Raw genomic sequence first — 24,328 nt, 5'->3', positions numbered from 1 at the left:
CCAATTCGCCCAAGGCCAATATGACGGTCTAGATTTGTTTAAGCAAAAAAAAGCGACCCGAAGGTCGCTTTCTTTTTTTGTTAGCCTGATCGCTTATTTGCGACGCAGACCGAGTGCTGCAAGGGCCGAACCAAACAGAATAAGCGCGCCTGGTACGGGAACCGGTTGAGCGGTGAATCCGGCAGAGAAGTTGCGGAGATGGCCGCTTTGATTGGCAGAGAAGAAAAACTCAACCGCCGTATCATCGTAGCCATTGCCGCTGGCAATGCCGGTGCCTTCAATCAGAATGATCGTCGCGTTTTGGAACACAGCCTCAACGCTTGTCAGAGTGAAGTCAAACCCACCAAGGCTCAGGAATGTACCTGCCGATGGTCCACCCGCACCGAAATCCAGTGCGGAGATGATGCCAGCGTCACCGTCAAGGATGCCGCTGAAATCGCCACTCGAACCGTCAGCATCAACATCGCCATCAGGAAACGTAATCGACTCGGTGATGTCGGTTGAATCGATGGACGCCCAGTCACCTGAGAACGTCACATCACCGGTGATCAGCGCCGCTGATGAACCAAACGCAAACAGCATAATAGCGCTGGCCACGATGGCTTTAACCAGTTGGTTAATGTTGATGGACCTCATTTACTTCCCCTAAAAAATCTAGCAGTTTATTCGTATCGTTATACGGTTCGATTAACTGCGGCGACGAGCTACGGCAAGGCCGATGAACCCGAGACCGACCAGAGCCAACGTTGCTGGTTCTGATATGGCGGTGGTGCCCGACGAGAAGTTGAACAGAGAGCCTGCTGCGTTACCCGTAAGATTCCAGCTGCCAGCGGTATCTTCGAAACCGTTACCACTCAGCATACCAGTGCCTTGCAGAACGATAAAGAAGTTGTTTTGCAAAACAACGTTAATTGAGTCCAGAGCGAACGAGAAACCGCCGATAGACCAAACAGTTGTGCCAGGGGCAAGTGGGTCAAAACTAAAATCGAAGTACTGACCGATGTCACCTGACATAATACCGGCATCGGCAAAGTCGTCAGTAGCCCCGTCGACGCGGAAGTCATCGCCAATAAAGTCGATGCCCGTTGCGTCGGCGATACCATCACCACCCACAGGCTGGAAGTCGCCTGACATAGTGATTTGACCTTCGATAAAACCGGCTGAAGCATTGAAACCAACTGCCAGCAGAGCGGCAGCCACAATCATTTTCATCGTTTTTGTAATAGTCATTATAGTGAACCTTATGATCCTTAATATTCCCCAGTCCAAAAAGCGGGACGGAGTAGGCCCTAAGGATTGCAACTATCGTGCCGCTTTTTGCGAGGGCGCCGAACTGGCGTAACGTAAATTGGTAAGTGATTGACAGGATTGCGTATTTAGAATGGTTTGAAACTGTCATAATCTGTTACAGACGGTCCTATCCGGATCAAACGTGTAACCGATTTAAACTCTGTAAAGCATCCTGACAAAGTTTATGTAAATTAGAGGGTTATTATACTTTTTGGTTTGACTTAAATCATTTCACATGCGGCGAGCACGTTATCCAACTGGCATGACGATGTTCAATGTCGTCGGGATGGATGTACGTTTCCACTACGCAACGATTGGCAACGCTGATGCCCGCCTCATCCGTTGAGCGTGGGTCGCCTGACAACAATGGATGCCAGTCATAGAGCGGCTTGTTTTCGAATCGCAGTCGATAGGCGCAGGTGTCGGGTAGCCACCGAAATGTTTTGGGCTGGTCGATCGAGAGGGACAGGCAGCCAGGTACGCGTTGTTTGCGATTGACATAATCTGTGCAGCGGCAGTCCTGTTGATCGAGTAGCGCACAGACCACGTCGGTGATGCGCACCTCACCGGTGTCCTCGTCTTCAAATTTATGCAGGCAACAGCGTGCGCAGTTGTCACACAAAGCCTCCCACTCAACCGGGTTGAGTTGCGCAAGTGGCAGTTCCCAAAATTTCGATCGTTTTTCCATAATCTATCAGTGCGCGTGGGGTAGACACCCATTTGGATGGGTGGCACATGGGCAACAACGCGCGCGCCGACCGGCGAGTGCCGTCGGCCATGAACGCCTGAACATTGGTTGGTCATCACTACAGCGTTACACTATACGCCTTCCATTGGTGGGTTGGGGCATTATGCGCACTGTATTTCTCGACCGTCTCACGGTTGATGCTGGCGATTTGGATTTTACTGCGCTCGAGCACGCGGCGCCGGATATCACCTACTACTGCACCTGTACCCGGCATGAGCTGGCGGAGCGTCTGCGCGATGCTGAGATCGTGATTACGAATAAGGTGACGCTGGACGCATCCTCGCTTGAGGCCGCCCCAGCGCTCAAACTTATCTGCCTGATTGCCACGGGCACGGATAATGTTGATTTGGACACCGCGCGTGCGCGGCACGTCGCGGTTTGCAATATTCGAGACTACTGCACCAACTCCGTTGCGCAGCACGTCTTTGCGATGATTCTCGGGCTCACTCAGCAGCTCAAAGGCTATGGAGAACTACTGCGCGCCGGTGCGTGGCGACTAAGCCCGCAGTTTTGCATGCTCGACTACCGCATTGGAGAACTCGAAAACAAGGTGCTCGGTATCGTGGGATACGGCGTGCTTGGTCGCGCCGTGGCTCGCATCGGGCGGGCGTTTGGGATGCAGATTGTCGCGACAACGCGGGACGGCCAGCAGCCAGAGGATGAGCATCTGTTCGTGGTGCCGCTCGATGAGCTTTTGCAGGTCAGCGACGTCGTGAGTTTACATTGTCCCCTTACCGCCGATACGGCCAAGATGATCAATCGCGAATCGCTCCGCATGATGAAATCCGATGCCCTGCTTATCAACACGGCACGAGGTGGCTTGGTGGACAGTCATGCTCTGGTTGAAGCCCTCGATCAGCATGTCATCGGTGGTGCTGGCATCGACGTGCTCGAAGAGGAGCCTCCAATGCAAGGTGACCCGCTGCTCGAAACCCACGCGCCTCGGCTTATCATCACCCCCCACGTTGCCTGGGCCTCGGTACAAGCGCGCCAAACGGCCTTGAATCGAGTGAGCGAAAATGTCGAATCGTTCAAGCTCGGCGGCCGGCTCAACCGCGTGGTCTAGTCTGAACGCTAATAGTCATTACCTGCGCATGCAATGGAAATCTATAGCTGAAATCTATACATTGGCCGTATGAACCTTCGCACGCTTCGCTATCTGGTCGCCCTCGCAGATGAGCAGCATTTTGGACGGGCCGCTCAGGCATGTTTTGTAAGCCAACCCACTCTGAGCGCACAAATCCGCAAATTGGAAGAAGAGCTTGGCAGTGTGCTCATCGAGCGTGGACCCGGACGATTTTTACTCACCGATATTGGCAAAGACGTGGTGGCGCGCGCGCGATTGATTGTGCGTGAGGCCGATCAGATCAAAGAGGTGGCCAAGCGCACACACGATCCGTTATCCGGCACCGTGTCGATGGGCTTTATCCATACGTTAGGGCCGTATCTCATGCCGCACATCATGCCTGGCCTACACGCGGCGTTTCCAGCGATTCGCTGGCACTTAAGTGAATACCAAACCCATCAGCTCATCGAGCGTCTCAACGAAGGATCGTTGGATGTCGGCGTAATGGCATTACCGCATGGCTCCGAATCTGAAGGGTTGCTGCAAGCTCGAGCGTTGTTTAACGAGCCGTTTGTCGCTGCGCTTCCGCCCGGACACGCACTGTCGTCGAACGATACGGTAACCACCGACGAATTGAGTCCCGACGCGTTGCTGTTGCTTCAGGACGGACATTGCCTGCGCGACCAGGCGCTGAGCGTGTGTGGTCTGGCAGAGCCAGGCAGTCAGGAATTTACTGCGACCAGTCTTGAGACGCTGCGGCAAATGGTCGCGGCCGGTCTTGGCGTTACGCTGTTGCCTCAGCTCGCAGTGCATGGGGCGCCCGCTACCGTTCAGGCCGAGGCCTTGACGATTCGACCGTTTAAAGAGCCGGTGCCCTTTCGCGAAATTGGGGCGGTATGGCGGCTGTCGAGCGCAAAATCTCATGCCATTGAACAAGTGTGTGTCACAATTACGTCGCTGATGAAATCGCTACTCTAATAAAGGGGGAAATACGTGGAGAAAGCATGGCTTAATAGCTACGACGCTAACGTCGTACACGAAATCGATTTGGATGCGTATGAATCACTGTGCGCGATCATCGAAACAAGCTGCAAACAGTTTGCTGCCAATCCTGCTTTCACCAACATGGGTAAGAGCCTCACCTATGCGGACATCGATCGGTTGAGTCAGCGCTTTGGTGCGTATTTGCAACATCAACTGGGCCTTAAAAAAGGCGATCGCGTCGCGGTGATGATGCCCAATCTGTTGCAGTATCCCATCGCTATTTTGGGTATTTTGCGCGCGGGCTGTGTCGTCGTGAACGTCAATCCGTTGTACACCCCGCGCGAACTTCAGCATCAGCTGTCCGATGCGGGCGTGAGTACCATTGTCATTCTGGAGAATTTTGCGACAACGCTCCAATCGGTCATCGATGATGTGCCGGTGGAGAACATCATCACGACGCAAATTGGCGACATGCTTAACTTTCCAAAATCCGCCGTCACCAATTTTGTGGTAAAGCGCGTCAAAAAGATGGTGCCCGCGTTCTCACTACCGGGTGCGATCTCGTTTAATGCGGTGCTGAACACCGATGCCGGTGTCCTGCAAACACCCCCGCTTACGCACGATGATCTCGCGTTCTTGCAGTACACCGGCGGTACCACGGGCGTGGCCAAAGGGGCGATGCTCAGTCACGGCAATCTGGTCGCAAATCTACTTCAGTCAGGCGCTTGGATGGTGAACGAAACGCGCGAGGGTGAGGAAATCATCATTACGGCGCTGCCGCTTTATCATATCTTTTCGCTTACCGCGAACTGTCTGACTTTCATGAAGTTTGGTGGTGAAAATATTCTGATTACTAACCCACGCGATTTTCCGGGGTTTGTCAAAGAACTGGGTAAGCATCAGTTCACCGCCATTACCGGCGTCAACACATTGTTCAACGCCTTGTTACACACCCCCGGATTTGATCAGCTTGATTTTTCTTCACTTCGACTCACCCTGGGCGGCGGCATGGCCGTGCAGCGAGCGGTGGCTGAAAAGTGGCAGGCGGTAACCGGTAAAGCACTGGTGGAAGCTTACGGCTTGACCGAAACATCGCCGGCTGCGTGCATCAACCCGATGAGTTCGACAGCCTACAATGGCTCGATTGGGTTACCCATTTCGTCGACCGTCGTGACTGTTCGTGACGACGATGGCAACGAGCTGCCGCAAGGAGAGGTCGGCGAAATCTGTATCAGCGGACCCCAGGTCATGCAGGGTTATTGGCAGCGAGAAGAGGCGACTCGAGAAGTGTTTACTGAGGATGGCGCACTGCGGACAGGGGATATGGGTCGCATGGACGAGCGCGGTTACACCTACATAACGGATCGCAAGAAGGACATGATTTTGGTCTCTGGCTTTAATGTCTACCCGAACGAGTTAGAGGATGTGGCGGTGATGCATCCGGGAGTATCCGAAGCCGCGGCAATTGGTGTGCCGGATGACAAATCGGGCGAAGTCGTCAAACTGTTCGTGGTCTGCTCCGACGGCAGCACCACGGCCGAACAGGTTAAGTCCCACTGTAAAGAGCATCTGACGGGGTATAAAATCCCGCGCTTTATTGAGCTTCGCGACGAATTGCCCAAAACGAATGTTGGCAAGATTTTACGTCGCGAGCTACGCGACGAAGAGCTCGCCAAGATTAAGCAGTAGGGATAGATCGGTGACGGGTAAAGTCAAAAAGTCGGTGGCCAAACGGTTTCGTATTCTGCTTGAGCAATCGGCTGAACTTACGCGCAAACGTGTCGCGGGTGGTGGTCTTGAAGTGGGTCAAGAAGTGTTGGCTAGGTTTCAGTGCAACCGACTCGCAGCCACCTATGACGATCTTCGAGTACAGAAGCGCTATACCAAGGCGATGGACTTTTTCTTGACCGATCTGTACGGACCTCTCGATTTTTCTCAGCGTGACGACGACATCAAGCGGGTCTACCCGATCATGGTCAATGTGCTATCGGCGGATGCCATTGAATCACTGGCACAAGGGCTGGAGCTAAACAGTCTATCTATGCAGCTCGATGCGAAGTTACTGCATGTGCTGGTTGGGGAGCTTGGCTTCGATCCTCAGCACGAACCCGACGCACTCGATTTTCAAATGTACGCGGATGGTTATCGCCTGTGCGACAACTACGCCGAACGGGCTCGACAAATCGAGTTGATTGTTGAGCTCGGAGAAAATCTTGAGGCCGTGACGCGTAAGCGCCTAATCCTGACGGCCGTGAAAGTCGCACGCAAACCGGCTCAGGTTGCCGGCTTTGGCGAACTCCAGAGCTTTATTGAGCGAGGACTGGCGGCGTTTAAAGCAATGGGTTCGGCAAACGAATTCCTGAGCACGATGCACAGCCGCGAAACCCGACTGCTTGATTCGATTTTTGAGAATAAGCCCATTCCAAAATCCATTCGCGTTAAATAGGCGTTAAACCAACGTAAGCGAATCGAACGAGGCGCACTGTACGCGAATTGATGACGAGCGCTAGTCGCTCGTGACGCCGAGGGGCGTCATTCAGTCTTTCTGGGCGAATTGGGCCAGTTGCGCACAGCGAGCGTAGGTCCACTCAATAACAGACTGATCAAGAGCCATGGCCAAATGACTCATGCCCGCTAGATACGTGTTGGTGGCCGGCGTGTAGCGCGCGTTTTCTTGAGGCCCGACGATATTGTCGTGTGTGCCAATCAAGGCCTCGAAAGGCGGTTGAATCCGGTCTCGCTCCTGATCCGTGAGTTGGGCGAGCCAGCCGCTGCCTGTGCGCATTTGCTTAGCGTTGGGTGCCAGGGAGAAATAACCAAGGCGCGTGCCGCTGTGCGGCGTGCCGAGTGTCACCACCCCCGCAATAGCGGGGTTCGCGGTGGCCAACAGGTGTCGAGTGGCCAGACCCCCCATGCTATGGGTGACCAGCAAGCACTGCGACTGGCCGGACGCGTCAAGCAGTGCATCGATCCTTTTCGCTATTGGTGCGGCATAATGCTCAATGTCGGTGTGCACCGGTTCAAGATCGATGGTGGCGATGTGTGCGCCCCAGTGTTGCTTGAAGAACCGCACAAAACGACGCCAGTACCCTGCGTTGCACACAAAGCCATGCACAAACAATATCGGCAAATGGTCAGCGTGCTGTTGATCGGTTTGTAGGATGCGGGCGCGATCAACGATCGCACTAAACGAGAAAATGTACACCGCCGACACATACTCAGAGGCAATGGCCGCCGCGAGCCGCGACACCGGTTGCAGCGGGGGCTTAGCGATCACAAACGTCAGTGTAATGATAATGAATCGCAGCAGTAAGGCGGCGCCCACAATTGTGATGAAAGCGTGATACCAGGATGTATTCGCATCGACCAGCAACCATGCGTAAAGAGCAAACTCGACAAAATGAATAAAGACTAATAGGCGTTTTAGCATTCGCGTTCCGTAATACGGGTTATCGGCGGGCACTACGCGCACCCCGAACGGTTGTTAAGTATACGACGCTCAGCGGATCGATGCCGAACAGGTGTCCAGATATTCGGGTGGAGAGCGCGTCAAAAAACGTGCAAGAGTGCATGAATGATCAAGCCGACGAGACCACCGACCAGCGTGCCGTTAATGCGAATAAACTGCAAATCTCGACCGACCTGCAGTTCGATGCGTCGAGTCGTGAAATCAGTATCCCACGATTTGATCGTGTCGCTGATGACAGTGCTGATCGATTCGCGATGGTTTTCAAGCGTGTGCAGAATCGCCGCGCGGGCCCAGTCATTGACCTGTTGGCGCATGGTGTCGTCTTCTTGTAAGGCAATGCCCAGGCGCTGAACGGCGCGCTCAAGTCGTCCGCGCAACGCCGAGTTGGGTTGATTGGCCTGCTCTTGCACGTAGCGTTTAATGTCTTCCCAACTCGACGTTAGATAGGTTTGCACCGAAGGATGGTTGAGCACGTCCTGTTTGATCGACTCGCCGCGTTCAATCATGGCGGGGTCATTGGCTAGCGATTCGATCAATTCTTGTGTGGCGTCGTTAAAGCGATGGCGAGCGGGGTGATCCGGATCATCGCCGATGCGATCGAGTAAGCGCGAAATCTCGCCGAGAATCTTCTGATAAATTTCTTCATCCACAAAGCGCGGCAGCCACCAAGGACTCTGCTGTTCGATGCGGTGACGAATGGCATATTGATTAGCGTAGAGCTGCTGTCGCCCAATGCGCACGGCACTATCAATGAGTTCCTGATGTCGATTCGATGCGGTCAATGCACCGAGTACCTGGCTGATCAGCGGTGCTACCTGGATAGTGCCCGACCCGGAGCGCAAGTTCTTTTCCAGGAAGCCTCGCACTGTGTCGTTGTCAATCGATTCCATCAGCCATTGAATCAGACGCCCCGCATCGTCTCCCAAGCGATGGGCGTGGCCGTCATCTTGCATCCACTGTCCGATTCGCGTGGCAACGTCAATATCTGTGAGGCGTGGTGCGAGTGCCGATTCGGTCAGGAAATGGCGTTCGACAAAGCGGGCGAGGCTTTCGCCAATGCGGTCTTTATTGCTGGGTACGATGGCGGTGTGCGGGATCGGAATGCCGAAGGGATGTCGGAATAAGGCGGTTACAGCAAACCAGTCCGCCAGCGCGCCCACCATGGCCGCTTCTGAGAAGGCGCGGACATAGCCAAGCCAAGGAGGTTCGTGTGTGGGCAGCAATGTTAGGCAGAAAATTACCGCCATCAACACGAAAAGGCCGGTCGCAATCCATTCCATGCGACGTAGGGCACGCGCCCGTTCCTGCTCTGCCAGGGTCAGGGTTGGCGCGCTGTTCATCGGCACTACTTTGAATTGAGCGAGGCGTAGCTATGCACCGCCGCCACCAGATCGGTGACACGCTCGGGATCGACCCCAGGATGTATGCCGTGGCCAAGGTTGAAGATGTGCCCCGGCGCGTGGCCGAAACTCTTTAGCACACGGTGTGTTTCGCGTGTGACTGTTTCGGTGTCGCCATATAGCACGCCCGGATCGAGGTTGCCTTGTAGCGCCACGCGATCACCGACGCGCTCGCGCGCTTGACCAACGTCGCATGTCCAGTCCAGGCCGAGACCGTCGCAGCCGGTATCGGCCATCATTTCCAGCCAGTGACCGCCACCCTTGGTAAACAGAATGACCGGCGTATCACGCGTGGCGGGGTTGGCTTTGAGCGCCGCGACAATATGCCGCATATAGACGAGTGAAAATTCTTTATACGCGCTGGTCGATAGACTGCTACCCCAGGTGTCGAACACCATCGCGGCTTGTGCCCCCGCCTCAATCTGCGCGGTCAGATACGCAGTGCTGGCATTTGCCAGCTTGAGAAGCAGCGCATGCATAATTTGCGGTTCTTGAAAAACCAGTGCCTTGATTTTGGCAAAGTTGCGACTTGAGCCGCCTTCGACCATGTAGGTGGCTACGGTCCAGGGGCTGCCACAAAAGCCAATGAGTGGTACATCGTCTGGCAACTCACGTCGGATTAAGCCCACGGCATCGATGACGTAGCGCAGTTCGTCGGCTGGGTCGGGAATCGGCAATGCGTCGACGTCGCGCTGATGTTGGATCGGGCGCTCAAATTTCGGACCTTCGCCGGTTTCAAAATAGAGACCAAGTCCCATCGCGTCGGGAATGGTCAGGATGTCGGAGAACAAGATCGACGCATCCAGACCGAAGCGCCGGATCGGCTGCAGCGTGACCTCACAGGCCAGTTCGGGATTTGCGGCCAGCTTCATAAATGACCCGGCCTGTTTGCGAACGGCCATGTACTCGGGCAGGTAGCGCCCCGCCTGGCGCATGAGCCAGACCGGTGTCCGCGGTACCGGTTCGCGCCGCAATGCCCGCATAAAGAGACTGTCGTTGAGATCGGTCATGATGCAAAAGACTCGTTGATGGTGTGCTGGATGGCCATGGCCGCCGCTTTCGGGCTGTCGGCGGTACGAATAGGGCGCCCGACGACAATATGATCGGCGCCGTTCTCAAACGCTTGTGCGACATCCACGACGCGTTTTTGATCGTCGGCTGGGCGATTGTCTACCGGTCGGATGCCTGGTGTGATTACCAGCAGTTTGTGATCGATGTGTTCGCGCAGTTTTGGCGCCTCAAGCCCTGAAGAGATCACGCCGTCACAGCCGCTTTCGAGCGCTCGCCGCGCACGTGACAAGACCAGTGTGTCGATATCGCATGCAAAGCCTAAATCGTCGAGATCGCCACGATCCAGGCTTGTCAGCGCTGTAACCGCGAGTATTTTGACGTCGTCTTTTGCGTCTGCGGCGGCTTCCATGATGGACTGATTGCCATGAATCGTGGCGTACGTTACGCCCCGTCGATTGAGGCCACGAACGGCAGAGGCGACCGTGGCCGGGACGTCGAAAAATTTGAGGTCCACGAAGATCTTTTTGTTCTGAGCGACCAGCCAGTCGACCAACCCAAAATAGTCGCCCGAGGTCATCAGCTGCAGACCCAACTTATAAAACGTCACGGCATCGCCCAGTTCGGTAGCGAGCGCTTTTGCCTCATCCACCGTGCCCACATCCATGGCGAAAATAAGGCGATCAGCGTTGGGGATGTTCTTGGGCGTCATGCACGGCTCCGAAGTAATTGACGTGGCGCCAATGCTACCACCCGCGCGCGATTTTCGCAGGCTGTATGTGCACTGGCGTCTGTTGCGGATGGGCCGGATTGCCGATTGTGAGTGGGGCGTTTAGGTACACAACTCGGCGTGGCGGGCGAACGCGTAGCGATCGGTCATGCCGGCAATGTAATCAGCAACCCGTCGAGCGGGTGGGTGGTCGTCGAATAGAGCATCGGCATGATCGACGTCCCCAGGCGCAGGTTCCGCATACGACGGCGGCATATGGTGTGGATGGGCTAAAAGCACGGCGAACAGTTCATTGACCACATCGCGTGCGCGATCGGTCATCGCCACCACCCGCGGATGTCGATAGAGGTTGGCACGCAAAAATTGTTTTAGCTGCAGATGCTGCGCCAGCGCATCGGGGGACAATGAGATCGCCCGTGTCGGTGCCTGACGGATCTGATCGGCCTGTTGAGCACCAAGATCATCGAGCTGTTTCATGCTGTGTTGGATCAAATCATGAATAAAGTCACCGATCATGCGTCGCACTGTCTCATAGAGCGTGCGGCGCTCATCGATTGCTGGAAAGGCTTGGCGCGTGGCGCCAAGATGATGCGCGAACACCGGCACCTCTTCGAGTTGTTCGATGGTGAGTAGCCCCGAGCGAAACCCATCGTCGACATCATGGTGATTATAGGCAATCGAATCAGCAAGATCCGCCAGCTGCGCTTCGGCGGAAGGCCGCGTGTTATCGAGAAAACGTTGACCAACGTCGCCAATTCGGCGCGCATTTTTGCGCGAGCAATGCTTGAGAATGCCCTCTCGTGTTTCGAACGTCAGGTTTAAGCCGCCAAAATCCGGGTATTTGTTCTCCAGCGCATCGACCACTCGAAGCGACTGAAAATTATGCTCAAACCCACCGTAATCGCGCATGCAGGCATTGAGCGCGTCCTGCCCCGCATGACCGAACGGGGTGTGGCCAAGATCGTGCGCTAAACACACGGCCTCGATGAGATCTTCATTGAGTTTGAGCGCGCGGGCAACGGTGCGCCCTACTTGCGCCACTTCGAGACTGTGAGTTAGACGAGTGCGGTACAGATCGCCTTCATGATTCACAAATACTTGGGTCTTGTACTCCAGCCGCCGAAACGCGGAGGAATGAATGATACGGTCTCGATCGCGTTGAAAGTCGTTGCGATAACGAGAGGGCGGCTCGTGGTGCAGGCGACCGCGAGACTGTTCTGGCGTGGATGCGTACGGTGCGAGCAGGCGTTCGGTCATGTGTCGCAGTATGCCCTGAGCGCGTTTTCCACCAGGGTGCTGTCACAGTCCGCGCGGACTTCACTCGCGCCAATGTGTTTAAGCACGATCAGACGTTGTGTGCGGGCGGTATTCTTTTTGTCCTTTTGCATGGCTTGTTTGAGTGCATCGATACTCAATGCGCCCGCCCGTTTGGGTAGGCCGGCGTGGTTAATCAGTGCTTCGATGCGGGCAAGCTCGGCGGACTCAAGCTGATCCATTTGCTCGCTCAAATGTGCAGCCATCTGCATACCGATTGCGACAGCTTCACCGTGTAGCCACTGTCGATACTCGGTCACCTGTTCAATGGCGTGGCCGAAGCTGTGACCGAAGTTGAGTAGGGCGCGTTCGCCTTTTTCACGCTCGTCGCGCGCGACGATTTCCGCTTTGATCGCGCAACTCCGATAGATAGCGTGGGTGAGCGCTTCGGGCTCGAGCGCAAGCAGGCGTTTCATGTTGTTTTCGAGCCAGCTGAAAAATTCGGCGTCAAAAATACAGCCATACTTAATGATCTCGGCAATGCCCGCGCGCACTTCGCGTTCGGGCAACGTTGACAGCGTGGCGGTATCGATGACCACAGCCGCAGGCTGGTGAAACGCGCCGATTAGATTCTTTCCGAGGCTGTGATTAACCCCTGTTTTGCCGCCGACCGATGAGTCAACCTGAGCGAGTAATGTGGTTGGCACCTGCACAAAGCGTACGCCACGCATGAAGCTGGCGGCTGCGAATCCAGTCATATCACCCACCACACCACCACCGAGCGCAATCACCGCCGTGTCTCGTTGGGCACCGCACTCGATCAGCCCGTCGATGATCGTTTCGATGGTGCCTAGGTGTTTATGTTGCTCGCCGTCGGGCAGTTCGATATGGCTCACGCGATGGCCGGTGAGCGCTGTGGAGAGCGTGTCAAGGTAGGCGGGTTTGATGGTGGTGTTGGTCACGATTACCAAGTGTTCGGGCAAATTGACCTCGATGGCCAATTGGCGCCACAGCGACTCATCGCCCATCAGTTGGTGGCCGATCACAATCGGATAGCTGCGTGTACCCAAATTGACATTCAGAGTTTGCATGTTGTGCAGTGTATCGGCTTGTTCTTGGGGTGGAATGCCTGCAAGCGGCGTGTGGCGTTCCCGCAGCAAATTCATAATGGTCTTGGCGACCTGTGGAACGCGTTGACCATCGGTTTCGACCACATGATGTGCCAACGCCCGATAGAGCGGTTCCCGCTCGGTCCAGAGCGCTTCAAGACGGGCAAGCGGATCATCCACGGCGAGTAGGGGGCGCGAACTGTTGTATCGGGTGCGCTCATATTGCTGCGTGGGCGTCGTATACAAAAACACAACAATCGCCCCCGAACTGAGCAACTGCCGGTTGTCGGCTTGGGTGACGATGCCGCCACCGGTTGCGATGACGCTGTGCTGCTCGGACAGAGCGCTCTCGAGCGCCGCTGTTTCGCGCAGGCGAAAACCCGCTTCACCTTCTTTGTCGAAGATGAGGCTGATTTCCACACCCGTGCGCTCTTCGACCCAGTGATCCGTGTCGATAAACCGACGATCGAGCAACTGGCTCAATCGCTTGCCGACGGCGCTTTTGCCGGAGCCCATCGGTCCGATCAAACAGATTGGCGGTAATGGCTGCATGCCAAGAGTCTACCGCGTGCGAGATTCGTTTGGCCAAAAAAAACGGGAGCCGAAGCTCCCGTTTTGCATGATCCGATCCGATATTAGAAATCGAAGTCGTCAATCGCACAGTTTGGATTGTAGCCAAACGGGCTAGATAGGATGCCCGTCCCCGCAGTACAGAGCGGACTTTCCGTAAACATCTGCGGTACAACCAGGCGACCTGGAGGCGCTTGATCCAGCTCTTCGGTATCCGAGGCGGCAACGTTGAGAATGTAGATCGCTGTCTCTGACGATTCCGTACCTTGTACCGAGGCGCGAGCTTCCAATTCAACTTCGAGCCAGCCACCGTATTCCTGTGGATAGAAAATATCGATAAAAGCAAAACCGGCCGTGTCCGTCACAATCTCGGTCGCGCCGTCGGCTGGAGCGATGGTGGCGATGTTGCCTGCTTCAATTGAATTGTTGTTGTTGATGTCTTCGCCCGGGTCGAGAATGCCGTTACGGTTGAAGTCTTCATCATCACAGCGATCCGCTACGATCGGAATCCAGGAAGAGGCGTCTTCGTTGCCACACCAGTAACCCTTGATGAATTTGGTTGATACCACACTCATAATTACATCGACGCCCGTCACCGGACGACCATCCGCGTCAGTCACCTGTACTACGTAGGGCACGCGATACTGAGCGGGGTTGGGTTCGAAAATCTCGTTACCGGTTCCGAACGTGAAGAACACTTCGCGACCGGCCACCGTTAGCGCCACCTGATCTTCGATCGCGGTGCCGGCTACGGTCGCGGTGATCACCACGCCGTCGACTTGAGAAGTTTGCGTGTTGGACGTGTAAAACGTTTGAGCACGACCTTGGCTGTCCGTAACGGCAGACGCCACTGACAGGCCACCGCCGGTGATATCTTGAACATCGAATTCAACAACGATGTTCTTCACCAGGTTGCCATTGGGATCACGAACAACAGCGGTGATGGCACTTTGACTGTTGGGCGCGACGGTGAACGGACTGGCCTGTACTTCAATCGTATCGGGTGTGGTCGCAACAAACTCAACGCTGAGCGTAGCCGAGGGGCCGTTAACGGTTGTCGCGCTGATCGTCGATTGGCCCGCATTCTGAGCGGTAATCGAGAAAGTCGCTTCGCCAGCCGCGTTCGTTACCACCGAGCCGGGTGTGACATCTCCGCGCGTTGCCGAAAAGGTGACGGTCTGACCGACTACTGGCGCATTATTTTGCGACCATCGCAGCGTTACGTTCTGGGCGGTGTTGAGATTAATTTCGGTGTTGGCCGATGGTGCGGTAAACGCGAAGCTATCGTCTGCCACTTCGACGTTCGCGGCGGCGGTTTCACCCAACGCGGACGCCGTGATGGTGTCGGAACCACCATTGACAGCGGTGTAGTCGAATTGAGCCTGGCCACTGCTGTCGGTGGTCAGAGTCTGTGCGGATAAGGTATTGCCGAGCGACGACGTGACATTGACCGAGCTTCCGGCAATGCCCTGACCGTTGGCATTGTTGAGCACCAACGTGTAGGTGCCCACGGCGCTTTGAGCGAGATTGGTCGGTCCGGTGATCTGCAGATTGGTGCCGATCACTGTTACGTTTACCGTGTCGCTGAGTTCACCGGTGGTGGCGGTTACCACAATCACCCGGTTAGTCGGGTCTGATTGGGTCGACAAGCGGGCGGTTGCCACACCATCGGTGCCGGTTGTGGTGTTGATCTGCTCGATGCCGCCTGAGTCCGCGGAAAATTGCACTAGGGCGCCTTCAATAAAATTATTGTTGGCGTCTTTGACCAGCGCGCTAATAATCACCGGAATACCGCCATCTGATTGGAGCTGCGGATTGCTGGTAATCGCCTGTATCGACGCGGCATCTGGAACAACTGGCACGCTATCGTCGGGCGGCGTCACAACAACCGGTGGCTCCGGCGCTACAAAACTCTTGTCATCGCCACCACCGCCACAGGCAGTCAGCGCCAACACGGCGGTCAAGACGATAATTCGCGACATCTTAAACATACTATTTCCTCTCAAATCTGAACGGAGCTGCGGTACTGCGCACCAACCTAGTTCAGATTCGCACCTTCTTTAATGATTCGGGGGGTAACGAAAATCAGCAGCTCTGACTTGTTCGAAAGGCGCTGGGTTGTGCGGAACATCGCGCCCACTACCGGCAGATCGCCGAGTACCGGCACCTTGCTGTTAATTTCGCGCTCTTCCGTTTCGTAAATGCCGCCCAGTACCACTGTTTCGCCATTGCTGACCAGTACCTGGGTTTCGACTTCTCGGGTGTCAATACTTGGCACAAAACCACCCGTTGCGCTGGGCACACTTTCGCCCACGCTGTCTTGGCTGACGATCAAGTCCATGATGATGCGATCGTCGGGTGTGATGAGCGGCGTTACTGTCAAAGCCAGTACCGCTTTCTTAAACTGGGTTGTGGTGGCGCCGCTTGACGAAGCTTCCTGGAAAGGAATTTCCACGCCTTGCTCGATGCGTGCCTCTTTCTGGTTGGCCGTAATCACCCGTGGCGTCGAGATAATCTCACCGCGACCTTCCGCTTGCAGCGCGGACAACTCCAGATCCACCAGGTAGTCCGAGTCGAGGATCGCAAGCGCCAGACGGCCCGCCGGGTTAGCCACCGGCAGGTTCACGGCCAAGCGGTCGGCTAAGCCGCCGATCGATACCGGAAACACATTACCGCTGTTCTGCAGATTGTCGAGCGCCGAACCGGTCGTGACCGAGTTGCCTTCGGCGGAGCCGGATATCGCGATCAGGCCGTCGCTCGAATTGGAACTCACGTCGGTAAAACCAGCGCGAACGCCAAGCTGACGATTGAAATCATCGTTGACGACGACAATGCGTGATTCGATGAGCACTTGGCGCACGGGAATGTCCAAACGCTGCACCAGTCGACGAATTTCAGCGAGCTTCTCGGCCGTGTCCTGCACCAACAGCTGGTTGGTACGCTCGTCGATCGAAATGCTACCGCGTTCCGACAAAATACTGTTCTCGCCGCCGCCGACCAGGTTGGCAAGGTCTGTCGCTTTCGCGTAATTGACTTGAACAAACTCAGAGCGCAGTGGCGCGAGCTCTTCAAACTTCTGCAGGGCTTCTAGCTCTTGGCGCTCGCGCGCATCAATTTCTTCCGACGGCGCCACGATAATTACGTTGTCGTTTTGGCGCATACCAAGACCTTTGGTCTGCAACACGATATCGAGCGCCTGATCCCACGGCACCGACTGCAGCCGCAAGGTGACGTTGCCCTGGACCGTGTCACTGACCACGATGTTCTGACCACTGACGTCGGCCAGAAGCTGCAACACGGAGCGCGTATCGATGTCCTGGAAGTTCAGAGTGAGTCGTTCGCCCGTGTATTCTTTGTCCTGAATTTCTCGAAGCTGATCTTCTGCTGTCGGTTCGTAGGCGCGCATTTCAACCGTAAACTGATTGTCCGACTGGTACGCGACCTGCTCATAGGGTGTGTTGGAGCCAATAATAACGCGGGCATTGTTGCCAGCCTGGCTGGCATCAACAGTGGAAACCGGCGTCGCAAAGTCCAGGACGTCATAACGACGCTGCAAGCCGCCGGGAAGCGCGGTGTCGACAAAGTCGATGATGACATTGCCGCCTTGCTCTTGAATGTCGACGATTGTGCTGGGGTCGGTCAGTGTCACCACGACGCGACCCGCGCCGTCATCGCTACGACGAAAATCAATGTTCTCGATCGACTTAAAGCCGCTACTGGTGCTGACGCTTGGGGCTGATGCCGTCGCCGCGTCATTGCTAAATGGTGTGCTGGGATTCGGCGCAGAACCCGAGCTGCTGCCGAGTGTGACAAAAATGGTGCTGCCCTGAACTTCTGTGGTGTAGGGCACCATGTCGTCGAGATTGAGTACGACACGTGTGCGCCCATTGGCTTCTGCGGACAACACGCTGCGCAGCGGTCCGAGATCCACGTCTTTGCGACGCGAGTCGAGACCGATGCCAGTGCCGGGCAAATCGAGCGAAATGCGTGCCGGATTCTCAATGGTGAAACTAAGCGGATCAGGGGCCAATTCCGTTGTCTGTAAACGAAGCTGAATCTGTTGTCCGGTTAACGGAACCACGTCGATGCCGACCAGCTTGTTGGATGGGCTCTGTGCCAAGCTGCTAACGCCTAGCAGTAAGGCCAGGCCAAGCGCGGTCGCCAGGCGACTGAATTTAGAAGACAAGCCTCTCATCGAGATTCCCCATGATTGTGTTGGATTATTCAGTGCGTTCATTCGTCAATACTCCAGACCGTTAGTCGCTAAGGGCAATTGCCGCTTCGCGTTCGGCCCATCCGCCCAAACCATTGGGCACCTTTTCGATCAGATTGATCGTTGAATTATCTATGCTGATGACAACGCCGTAGTTCTCACCAATGTAGTTGCCGGGACGCACACGATGGATCAACCCGTCGTTGGTCTGAACCAGCGCCGAATTAAACTCGCCGGTGTTCAGTGAACCGACCATGCGCATCGAGTCGAGCGAAAACTTCTCTAAGTGCTCGCGGTTTCGGTTCGGGTCCGGGCCGTCGATGCCGGAGTCTTCGGTGGCGGTTTGATTGCGTGTTGGCTGAAACGGAGACCGCTCCTCGGCCGCGGAGTACGTGTGAACTTCACGTGGCTTGACTTCCGGCATGTCGTTTCGAAACGGCACGCGCTCCGCTTTCTTATCGGCCACCCATTTTTCAAGGTCGGACATATCGCCGCCGCAACCGGTCAGCAAACCGACAGACAGCAATGACAGTGCGAACAGGCGAAGAGTAGAGAAACGGGACATCTATTCCACCTCCTCGACTTCGTTTGGATCTAAGTAGCGAAACGTCTTGGCGGTGACGTTCATGGCCAGGTCGTTTATGCCATTAGCGCCATCAATTTCTACGTCTTCCAAGACGACAATTCGAGGTAGTTCCGCAATGTCGCTCACGAATTGCCCAAGTTCGTGGTAGTCGCCGCGCAGGCGAATCTTGATGGGCTTTTCAGCAAACACTTCTTTGCGGGTTTCCTGGCCGGGTTGGAAGAGCTCTTCTTCCAGGCCACTTGCAAGGCCAGTTTGCGAGATGTCGACCAGCAGACTGGGAATCTCGGTGCGGCCTGGCAGTTGTTTCAACATGGCGCCAAAGTTGGTGCGCATCTCTTCAAGCTGACGCTCGTAGGCGGCGAGGTTGGCTGCTTTGCGGTGCTTCGACGTGAAGTCGTCACGCAGCTCCTGCTCAGTGGCTTCGGCTCGCTCGAGCTGAGGCACTTTATTTTTGATCACGGTCTGGTGGATACCGATTCCGGTTACCAGAAGAAAGATCAAGGCGATCAACGCGACGCGCAACCACAACGGCGCGCGGCCGATATCGTTGATGTCGAGTGTTTTAACGTCGTCTACGAAACTCACGACTCAGTCTCCCCGTCTGCCTCTTTTTTGGGTGTCGTTTGCGTCGCCACGATAGTGAACGAGCTGGTACGACCGGCATCGTCCTGATTCGTGGTTTCGACTACATTCAGGTCGGGCTTGGTTAACCACGGCGATTTATCGATATTGCGCATGAACGCCGACACACGTGTACTGGACTGAGCTCGGCCAGAAATCGTGATGCGTGAACCCGACTGGGTGATTTTGTTGAGGTGAACACCGTCCGGTACGGCTTTCGCCAATTCGTCGAACAAGTGCACAACTTCGGGCCGCTTAGTTTGCAGGCTCTCGATAATTTCCATTCGCGCGATGAGCTGCGCTTTGTCGTTCTCAAGATCTTTAATTGAAACAATCTGCCGATCCAGAATAGCGATTTCGTCCTCAAGATACTTGTTGCGCTTGTTTTGGTGATCGATGCGCGCCGAGTACAGCATCATGCCACTCACAATAATCACGCCACCTGCCAGCGCGGCACCGATGGCTGACAGACCAAAATTTTTCTGGCGAACTTTGCGTAGCTCTTCTCGCCAGGGAAGTAAGTTAACGCGAGGCATTAGTCGAAACTCCTCAGGGCCAGGCCGCACGCTGTTAGCAGCGCGGTAGCGTCTTTGTGAACGCCCTGGGCTTTGGCCTTTGATGACACCTTCATCTGGCCTAATGGATCGCCCTTAACCGTCGGGATGCCGACGCGGCTGGCGATAAGATCGGCTACGCCAGCGATGTTGGCGCATCCCCCACACACAATAATTTGCTCCGGCTGTTCTCGACCGCCGCCGGATGCAAGGAAAAACTGAAGTGAGCGACTGACTTGCTGAGTCATGTCGTCAATAAACGCATCGAGCACTTCGGGCTGATAGTTACTCGGTAAACCGCCTTCTTTTTTCGCGCGGCCGGCCTCTTCCAGACTCAGGCCGTACGTACGCATGATTTCTTCGGTGAGCTGCTGACCACCAAAGGCAAAATCGCGTGTGTAAATGACTTTGAGGTCGCGCAGCACACTAAAGGTGGTGGAGCTGGCGCCAAAATCCACCACGGCCACTGAGTGGTCGCTGCCGCTGTCCGGCATTTGATGGGTTAAGAGTTGGCATGCGTTTTCCAACGCGAATGGCTCCACATCCACCACTTTGGCCGTGAGGCCAGCGGACTCGACGGCGGCTTGTCGTTGTTCCACGTTTTCGGTACGGGTAGCGACGAGCAATACGTCGATCATATCGGGGTCTTTGTCGGACGGACCGATAATCTCGAAATCGAAACTGACTTCTTCCATGGGAAATGGAATGTACTGATCCGCCTGCAGCTCGACTTGGCCCTCAAGCTCAGCCTCTTTGAGCGTTTTGGGCATCTGAATCACTTTGGTGATCGCGGCGTCACCGCTGATGGCGACGGCACCCAGACGGCTGCGGGCACCGGAGCGTTTCACCGCACGACGTACCGCTTCACCCACCGCGTCGACATCAACGATGGCTTTTTCATTGATCGAATTTACCGGCGTGGGCTCGGCGGCATACGATTCGACGCGATACGAGTCACCGGATTTGGCGAGCTCAATCAATTTTACCGATGACGTCGTTATGTCAAGGCCCAGTAGTGGCCGTTGTGCAGCAGTAAAGAGCACGTTTTTTCCTTTCAGAGTCCGTAACTTGCGTTAGAAAGATAGACTATCTTCTTAATAAGCGGAGTCAACTATATAACAATAAATATAGGATGTGTAATGTGACCAACAGCACATTATTGAGAACCTGAGACCCGAGTCTCAGGTTTTCCACGTCCAAAAATGTTGCAGCACAACATTTACCATAAGTATTTCTTTACCGGACACATTTATAGCAACTATTTTTCCAGCGAAGTGTGATTTTTTTCACATTCCTGAGTCGATATACTCTGTCCCTGATTCGACTGGCGAACCTTCATGCTGATGCTTTCTCGATTATTTGCTTTTTTTGTGTGTCTGGGCCTGTTTGGCGCGGCAACGGGTGCCCTGGGCACTACCGTGGCGTATTTCTATTTTTCGCCCGATCAGCCCGACGTGGACGTGCTCAAAGATGTGCAGCTTCAGGTGCCGCTTCGCATTTACTCCCGTGATGGACGCCTCATCGCCCAATTTGGCGACAAACGCCGATTGCCTGTTACCTGGGAAGAGTTGCCGCCGAAACTCGTGCAAGCCTATGTTTCAGCTGAAGACGATCGGTTTTTCGAGCATCCAGGTGTGGATTATCAAGGGCTGCTCCGAGCCGCGTATAAGCTGGTTAAATCGGGGGAGAAGCGCGGGGGCGGCTCCACCATCACCATGCAGCTGGCGCGTGCCTTCTTCTTGACGCCGGATCAAACCTACACCCGCAAGATTCGTGAGATTTTTCTGGCGATCAAGATGGAGCGCGAATTTAGTAAAGAAGAGATTCTCACGCTCTACCTCAATAAGATCTTCCTCGGCCAGCGCGCCTATGGAGTCGGGGCAGCCGCCCAGGTGTATTACGGCAAACGGCTGCACGAGCTGTCACTCGGTGAAATGGCCACGCTGGCGGGTTTGCCTCAGGCTCCATCGCGCGACAATCCCGTGCGCAGCCCGGAGCGTGCCAAAGAGCGTCGCTTGTATGTATTGCGACGTATGCTCGAAACCGGTGCCATCAGTCGTGCTGAGCATGATACGGCGGTGGCCGAACCGATCGAGACATTTGTTCATGGCACGCTACTCGAGGTGAGTGCGCCATTTGTGGCTGAGATGGTGCGTTTAGAAGTCGAGAAACGATACGGTCGCGAAGCCATTAACGAGGGCATCGCGGTTATCACCACGCTCGACAGTGCGCTCCAACGCAATGCTCAGCAATCTGTGCGCAAAGGTATTTTTGAATACGATCGCCGCCACGGCTACCGGGGGCCAATTGCACGACTCGACCTTGATGACTACGCGGATCGTGAGGCGCTGATTGAGAAAGTGGCCACGTATCCTGCGTTTATTGAGCAAGTGCCTTCGGTGGTGCTGGCTGCGGATGAGCAAAGCGCAACGTTGCTTAGCGCCGATGATCGCGATGTGACCTTGACGCTTGAGAAAGTCGCCTGGGCGCGTCGCTATCTTGACGCCGATAACATCGGTGATGAGGTCGAGGCGGTGTCCGATGTGCTCAACCAAGGGGATATGGTCTACGTCGAGTTTCTCGAGGATGGACCGATGCTGAGCCAGATGCCGGTTGTTCAAGGCGCAATGGTGGCCATGGATCCCCACGATGGCGCGGTGGTGAGTTTGGTCGGCGGACTCGATTTTGTTCAAAACAAGTTCAATCGCGCGGTGCAGGCAAGGCGCCAACCCGGATCGGTGTTTAAACCCTTCATTTATTCTGCCGCGCTCGAGCTGGGACTCACACCGGCCACTGTGATCAACGACAACGCCGTGGTGTTTGAAGACGCGGCGCTCGAAGACGTGTGGCGCCCGAAAAATTATACCGGTCGGTTTTTTGGTCCTACGCGACTGCGTGAAGCGCTCATTAAGTCGCGTAACTTGGTGTCGATTCGCGTGCTCGATCGGGTCGGCATTCTGCCAACGATTGAGCATCTGGAAAAGTTCGGATTTCAAAGCGACATGCTGCCGCGCGATTTGTCTTTGGCACTGGGCAGCGCGGCCGTGACGCCGCTTGAGCTCGTCGATGCGTATTCGGTGTTTGCCAATGGCGGATTCGATGTGTCGTCCTACTTTATCGATCGCATTGTGTCGATGGATGGAAGCGAGATGTATCGCGCCGAGCCGCGCTTTGCGTGTGCGGATTGTGTTGATTTGGCAGGTGAGGCGGCCGATGTTGTGCTCGAAGCGAACAACGAAGAGGACGACTGCACACGCGTGGCGTACTTTGCCGATGCCAACGCGGCACCGCGCACGGTGTCGGCGCAAAATGTTCATCTCATGACCAGCATGATGCGCGACGTGATCCGTCGTGGTACTGGCGTGCGGGCCAATCGGCTTGGTCGGGTAGACCTGGCTGGAAAAACCGGCACCACGAACGATTCACGCGATGCGTGGTTTACCGGGTTCAATGCGTCGCTGGCGGCGGTGTCTTGGCTCGGTTTTGACCAAGAGCGCCCGCTCGGTCGAGGCGAGGCGGGCGCCAGTTCGGCGTTGCCGGCTTGGACGTATTTTATGCAGGAAGCGCTGGCCGATGTGCCGACCAGTATTGTGCCGGAACCGCCGGGCATGGTGACGGTGCTCATCTCGCCTGATACCGGTTTGCTGGCCTCCGCCAGTCGCACCGATGCGGTTTTTGAGACCTTCCGTATCGGTATGGTGCCTGAGGCTGAGGCGGAGTTTGACCTGCCGGACGCCAATCCATTTACCGACCTTCCCATCGTTACCGGCACTGAAGCCGGTGGTGAAGGCGTCGACGAAAACGAGTCGGCTGAAGACGAAGATCTATTTTAAGCCACGCCGAAAGAGCAGGAGAAAAGATGGCCAAATCGGTTGATCGGCACAGCCGCGAAGTGGCGGTGGTCGCTGCACGACTCATGCAGGAACAGGGTCTGGACTATTTGGCGGCGAAAAAGAAGGCCGCCTTGAAACTCGGACTGGGCGTGCGGGCGGCGCTCCCCACGAATCGTCAGATCGAAGACGCATTGCTGGAGCATCATCGCTTGTTTCATCATGAAGCAACGCAAGAAGCGCTCGTTACGCTGCGCGAGATTGCGCTCGAGATGATGGACCATCTTGCTGCTTTCGAGCCAAGGTTGGTCGGGGCGGTGCTGAGCGGCGCCCTGACTTCAGGCGCTGCAATAGAGCTACACGCATTCGCCGACAGTGCCGAAGCAATTGCGGTGATGCTGATCGACCATCGCATCGATTATCGCCTGGTCGAGCGCCGCGTGCGCATGCGCGCCGAGCATACGGTGCTCATACCCGTTTACTTGTTTGAACATCGAAACGTCGACATCGAGGTGTACGCGTTTGCGCTCGATGGTCAACGCCAGCCGCCGTTGTGTCCGGTCGATGGGAAACCGATGGAGCGGGCGCGCGCGAGTGCCGTACGCACACTTCTCGAGCCCACGAGCGGACCATCTGTCGTTGATGACTTTTTCTCTCGCGTCTAGCGTCGGCCAACGCCGGACGGTTTCGTTCGCTTTGCACGTACCGTATCGCATGCCAAATGGTCGATACGGCCACAGCGCCGTTGCATAGCCTGGCCGGGGATGACTCGCCAAGACGGATTGTGTCGCGCTTCGAGGGTTGTTTTTCGGGTGTTCTCTGAGTTTGAGAACCTAAGAGTCGGGTTTTTAACGCCTTTTGTCCTTATCCACAAAAACTGTGGATAACTTTGTGGA

Annotated in this window: 21 protein-coding genes; 6 read left to right on the top strand and 15 right to left on the bottom strand. The window is 55.5% G+C overall.

Translation table 11 applies throughout. The features are described from left to right. Positions 1-93 precede the first annotated feature (93 nt). From AAF465_12030 to AAF465_12020, 3 genes are all read right to left on the bottom strand, one after another. Positions 94-636: a PEP-CTERM sorting domain-containing protein gene (locus tag AAF465_12030; protein MEM7083453.1), complete on the bottom strand. Its 543-nt coding sequence runs from the start codon at positions 634-636 to the stop codon at positions 94-96. Between the two features lie 51 nt (positions 637-687). After that, positions 688-1,230, bottom strand: a complete 543-nt coding sequence (locus AAF465_12025; protein MEM7083452.1) for a PEP-CTERM sorting domain-containing protein — start codon at positions 1,228-1,230, stop codon at positions 688-690. A 286-nt stretch (positions 1,231-1,516) separates the two neighbouring features. After that, positions 1,517-1,978: a YcgN family cysteine cluster protein gene (locus AAF465_12020; protein MEM7083451.1), complete on the bottom strand. Its 462-nt coding sequence runs from the start codon at positions 1,976-1,978 to the stop codon at positions 1,517-1,519. Between the two features lie 163 nt (positions 1,979-2,141). On the opposite strand from AAF465_12020, the gene AAF465_12015 reads away from it, so the two are divergent. The 4 genes from AAF465_12015 to AAF465_12000 all read left to right on the top strand — a co-directional run bounded on the left by AAF465_12015 (position 2,142) and on the right by AAF465_12000 (position 6,534). Then, positions 2,142-3,104 (top strand): D-2-hydroxyacid dehydrogenase, encoded by a 963-nt coding sequence (locus AAF465_12015; protein MEM7083450.1) that lies wholly within the window; start codon positions 2,142-2,144, stop codon positions 3,102-3,104. 69 nt (positions 3,105-3,173) lie between these two features. Next, a complete protein-coding gene (locus AAF465_12010) occupies positions 3,174-4,082 on the top strand; it encodes a LysR substrate-binding domain-containing protein (GenBank protein ID MEM7083449.1) in 909 nt (302 codons plus the stop codon). A gap of 15 nt (positions 4,083-4,097) precedes the next feature. Continuing rightward, entirely contained in the window at positions 4,098-5,777 is a 1,680-nt protein-coding gene (locus AAF465_12005) for an AMP-binding protein (protein ID MEM7083448.1), read from the top strand. 10 nt (positions 5,778-5,787) lie between these two features. After that, entirely contained in the window at positions 5,788-6,534 is a 747-nt protein-coding gene (locus AAF465_12000; GenBank protein ID MEM7083447.1) for a hypothetical protein, read from the top strand. Between the two features lie 90 nt (positions 6,535-6,624). On the opposite strand, the gene AAF465_11995 is transcribed toward AAF465_12000, so the two are convergent. From AAF465_11995 to AAF465_11940, 12 genes are all read right to left on the bottom strand, one after another. Continuing rightward, a complete protein-coding gene (locus AAF465_11995; GenBank protein MEM7083446.1) occupies positions 6,625-7,518 on the bottom strand; it encodes an alpha/beta fold hydrolase in 894 nt (297 codons plus the stop codon). 119 nt (positions 7,519-7,637) lie between these two features. After that, the gene (locus tag AAF465_11990) at positions 7,638-8,897 is read right to left on the bottom strand and encodes a DUF445 domain-containing protein (protein ID MEM7083445.1); all 1,260 of its coding nucleotides are present in this window, start codon (positions 8,895-8,897) and stop codon (positions 7,638-7,640) included. Positions 8,898-8,902: 5 nt separating this feature from the next. Beyond that, positions 8,903-9,970 (bottom strand): uroporphyrinogen decarboxylase, encoded by a 1,068-nt coding sequence (gene hemE, locus AAF465_11985; protein MEM7083444.1) that lies wholly within the window; start codon positions 9,968-9,970, stop codon positions 8,903-8,905. Continuing rightward, positions 9,964-10,677 carry an orotidine-5'-phosphate decarboxylase gene (pyrF, locus tag AAF465_11980; protein MEM7083443.1) on the bottom strand — a complete coding sequence of 238 codons (714 nt, stop codon included), beginning with the start codon at positions 10,675-10,677 and terminating at the stop codon, positions 9,964-9,966. Before pyrF ends, hemE begins: the two co-directional genes overlap by 7 nt. A gap of 120 nt (positions 10,678-10,797) precedes the next feature. Continuing rightward, entirely contained in the window at positions 10,798-11,952 is a 1,155-nt protein-coding gene (locus tag AAF465_11975; protein ID MEM7083442.1) for a deoxyguanosinetriphosphate triphosphohydrolase, read from the bottom strand. Next, positions 11,949-13,610 (bottom strand): 3-dehydroquinate synthase, encoded by a 1,662-nt coding sequence (gene aroB, locus AAF465_11970; protein ID MEM7083441.1) that lies wholly within the window; start codon positions 13,608-13,610, stop codon positions 11,949-11,951. The genes AAF465_11975 and aroB overlap by 4 nt, the downstream gene beginning before the upstream one ends. A gap of 83 nt (positions 13,611-13,693) precedes the next feature. Continuing rightward, positions 13,694-15,619, bottom strand: a complete 1,926-nt coding sequence (locus AAF465_11965) for an Ig-like domain-containing protein (GenBank protein ID MEM7083440.1) — start codon at positions 15,617-15,619, stop codon at positions 13,694-13,696. A gap of 47 nt (positions 15,620-15,666) precedes the next feature. Continuing rightward, positions 15,667-17,823: a type IV pilus secretin PilQ gene (locus AAF465_11960; GenBank protein ID MEM7083439.1), complete on the bottom strand. Its 2,157-nt coding sequence runs from the start codon at positions 17,821-17,823 to the stop codon at positions 15,667-15,669. A 61-nt stretch (positions 17,824-17,884) separates the two neighbouring features. After that, entirely contained in the window at positions 17,885-18,406 is a 522-nt protein-coding gene (locus AAF465_11955) for a pilus assembly protein PilP (GenBank protein MEM7083438.1), read from the bottom strand. Next, the gene (locus AAF465_11950; protein ID MEM7083437.1) at positions 18,407-19,012 is read right to left on the bottom strand and encodes a type 4a pilus biogenesis protein PilO; all 606 of its coding nucleotides are present in this window, start codon (positions 19,010-19,012) and stop codon (positions 18,407-18,409) included. Further along, a complete protein-coding gene (locus tag AAF465_11945; GenBank protein ID MEM7083436.1) occupies positions 19,009-19,584 on the bottom strand; it encodes a PilN domain-containing protein in 576 nt (191 codons plus the stop codon). The genes AAF465_11950 and AAF465_11945 overlap by 4 nt, the downstream gene beginning before the upstream one ends. Continuing rightward, complete coding sequence (locus AAF465_11940; GenBank protein MEM7083435.1) at positions 19,584-20,645, bottom strand: pilus assembly protein PilM; 1,062 nt, start codon at positions 20,643-20,645, stop codon at positions 19,584-19,586. The genes AAF465_11945 and AAF465_11940 overlap by 1 nt, the downstream gene beginning before the upstream one ends. Before the next feature lie 294 nt (positions 20,646-20,939). On the opposite strand from AAF465_11940, the gene AAF465_11935 reads away from it, so the two are divergent. Together AAF465_11935 and AAF465_11930 are read left to right on the top strand one after the other, a co-directional pair. Further along, on the top strand, positions 20,940-23,435 hold the full coding sequence (locus AAF465_11935) for a penicillin-binding protein 1A (protein MEM7083434.1): 2,496 nt from the start codon (positions 20,940-20,942) through the stop codon (positions 23,433-23,435). 26 nt (positions 23,436-23,461) lie between these two features. After that, positions 23,462-24,097 carry a hypothetical protein gene (locus AAF465_11930; GenBank protein MEM7083433.1) on the top strand — a complete coding sequence of 212 codons (636 nt, stop codon included), beginning with the start codon at positions 23,462-23,464 and terminating at the stop codon, positions 24,095-24,097. Positions 24,098-24,328 lie beyond the last annotated feature (231 nt).

It is taken from the genome of Pseudomonadota bacterium (assembly GCA_039028935.1).
Classification (GTDB): Bacteria; Pseudomonadota; Gammaproteobacteria; order Steroidobacterales; family SZUA-146; genus SZUA-146.
The sequence above is the reverse complement of the archived record's forward strand: the minus strand, read 5'-3'. Positions and strand labels throughout refer to the sequence as shown.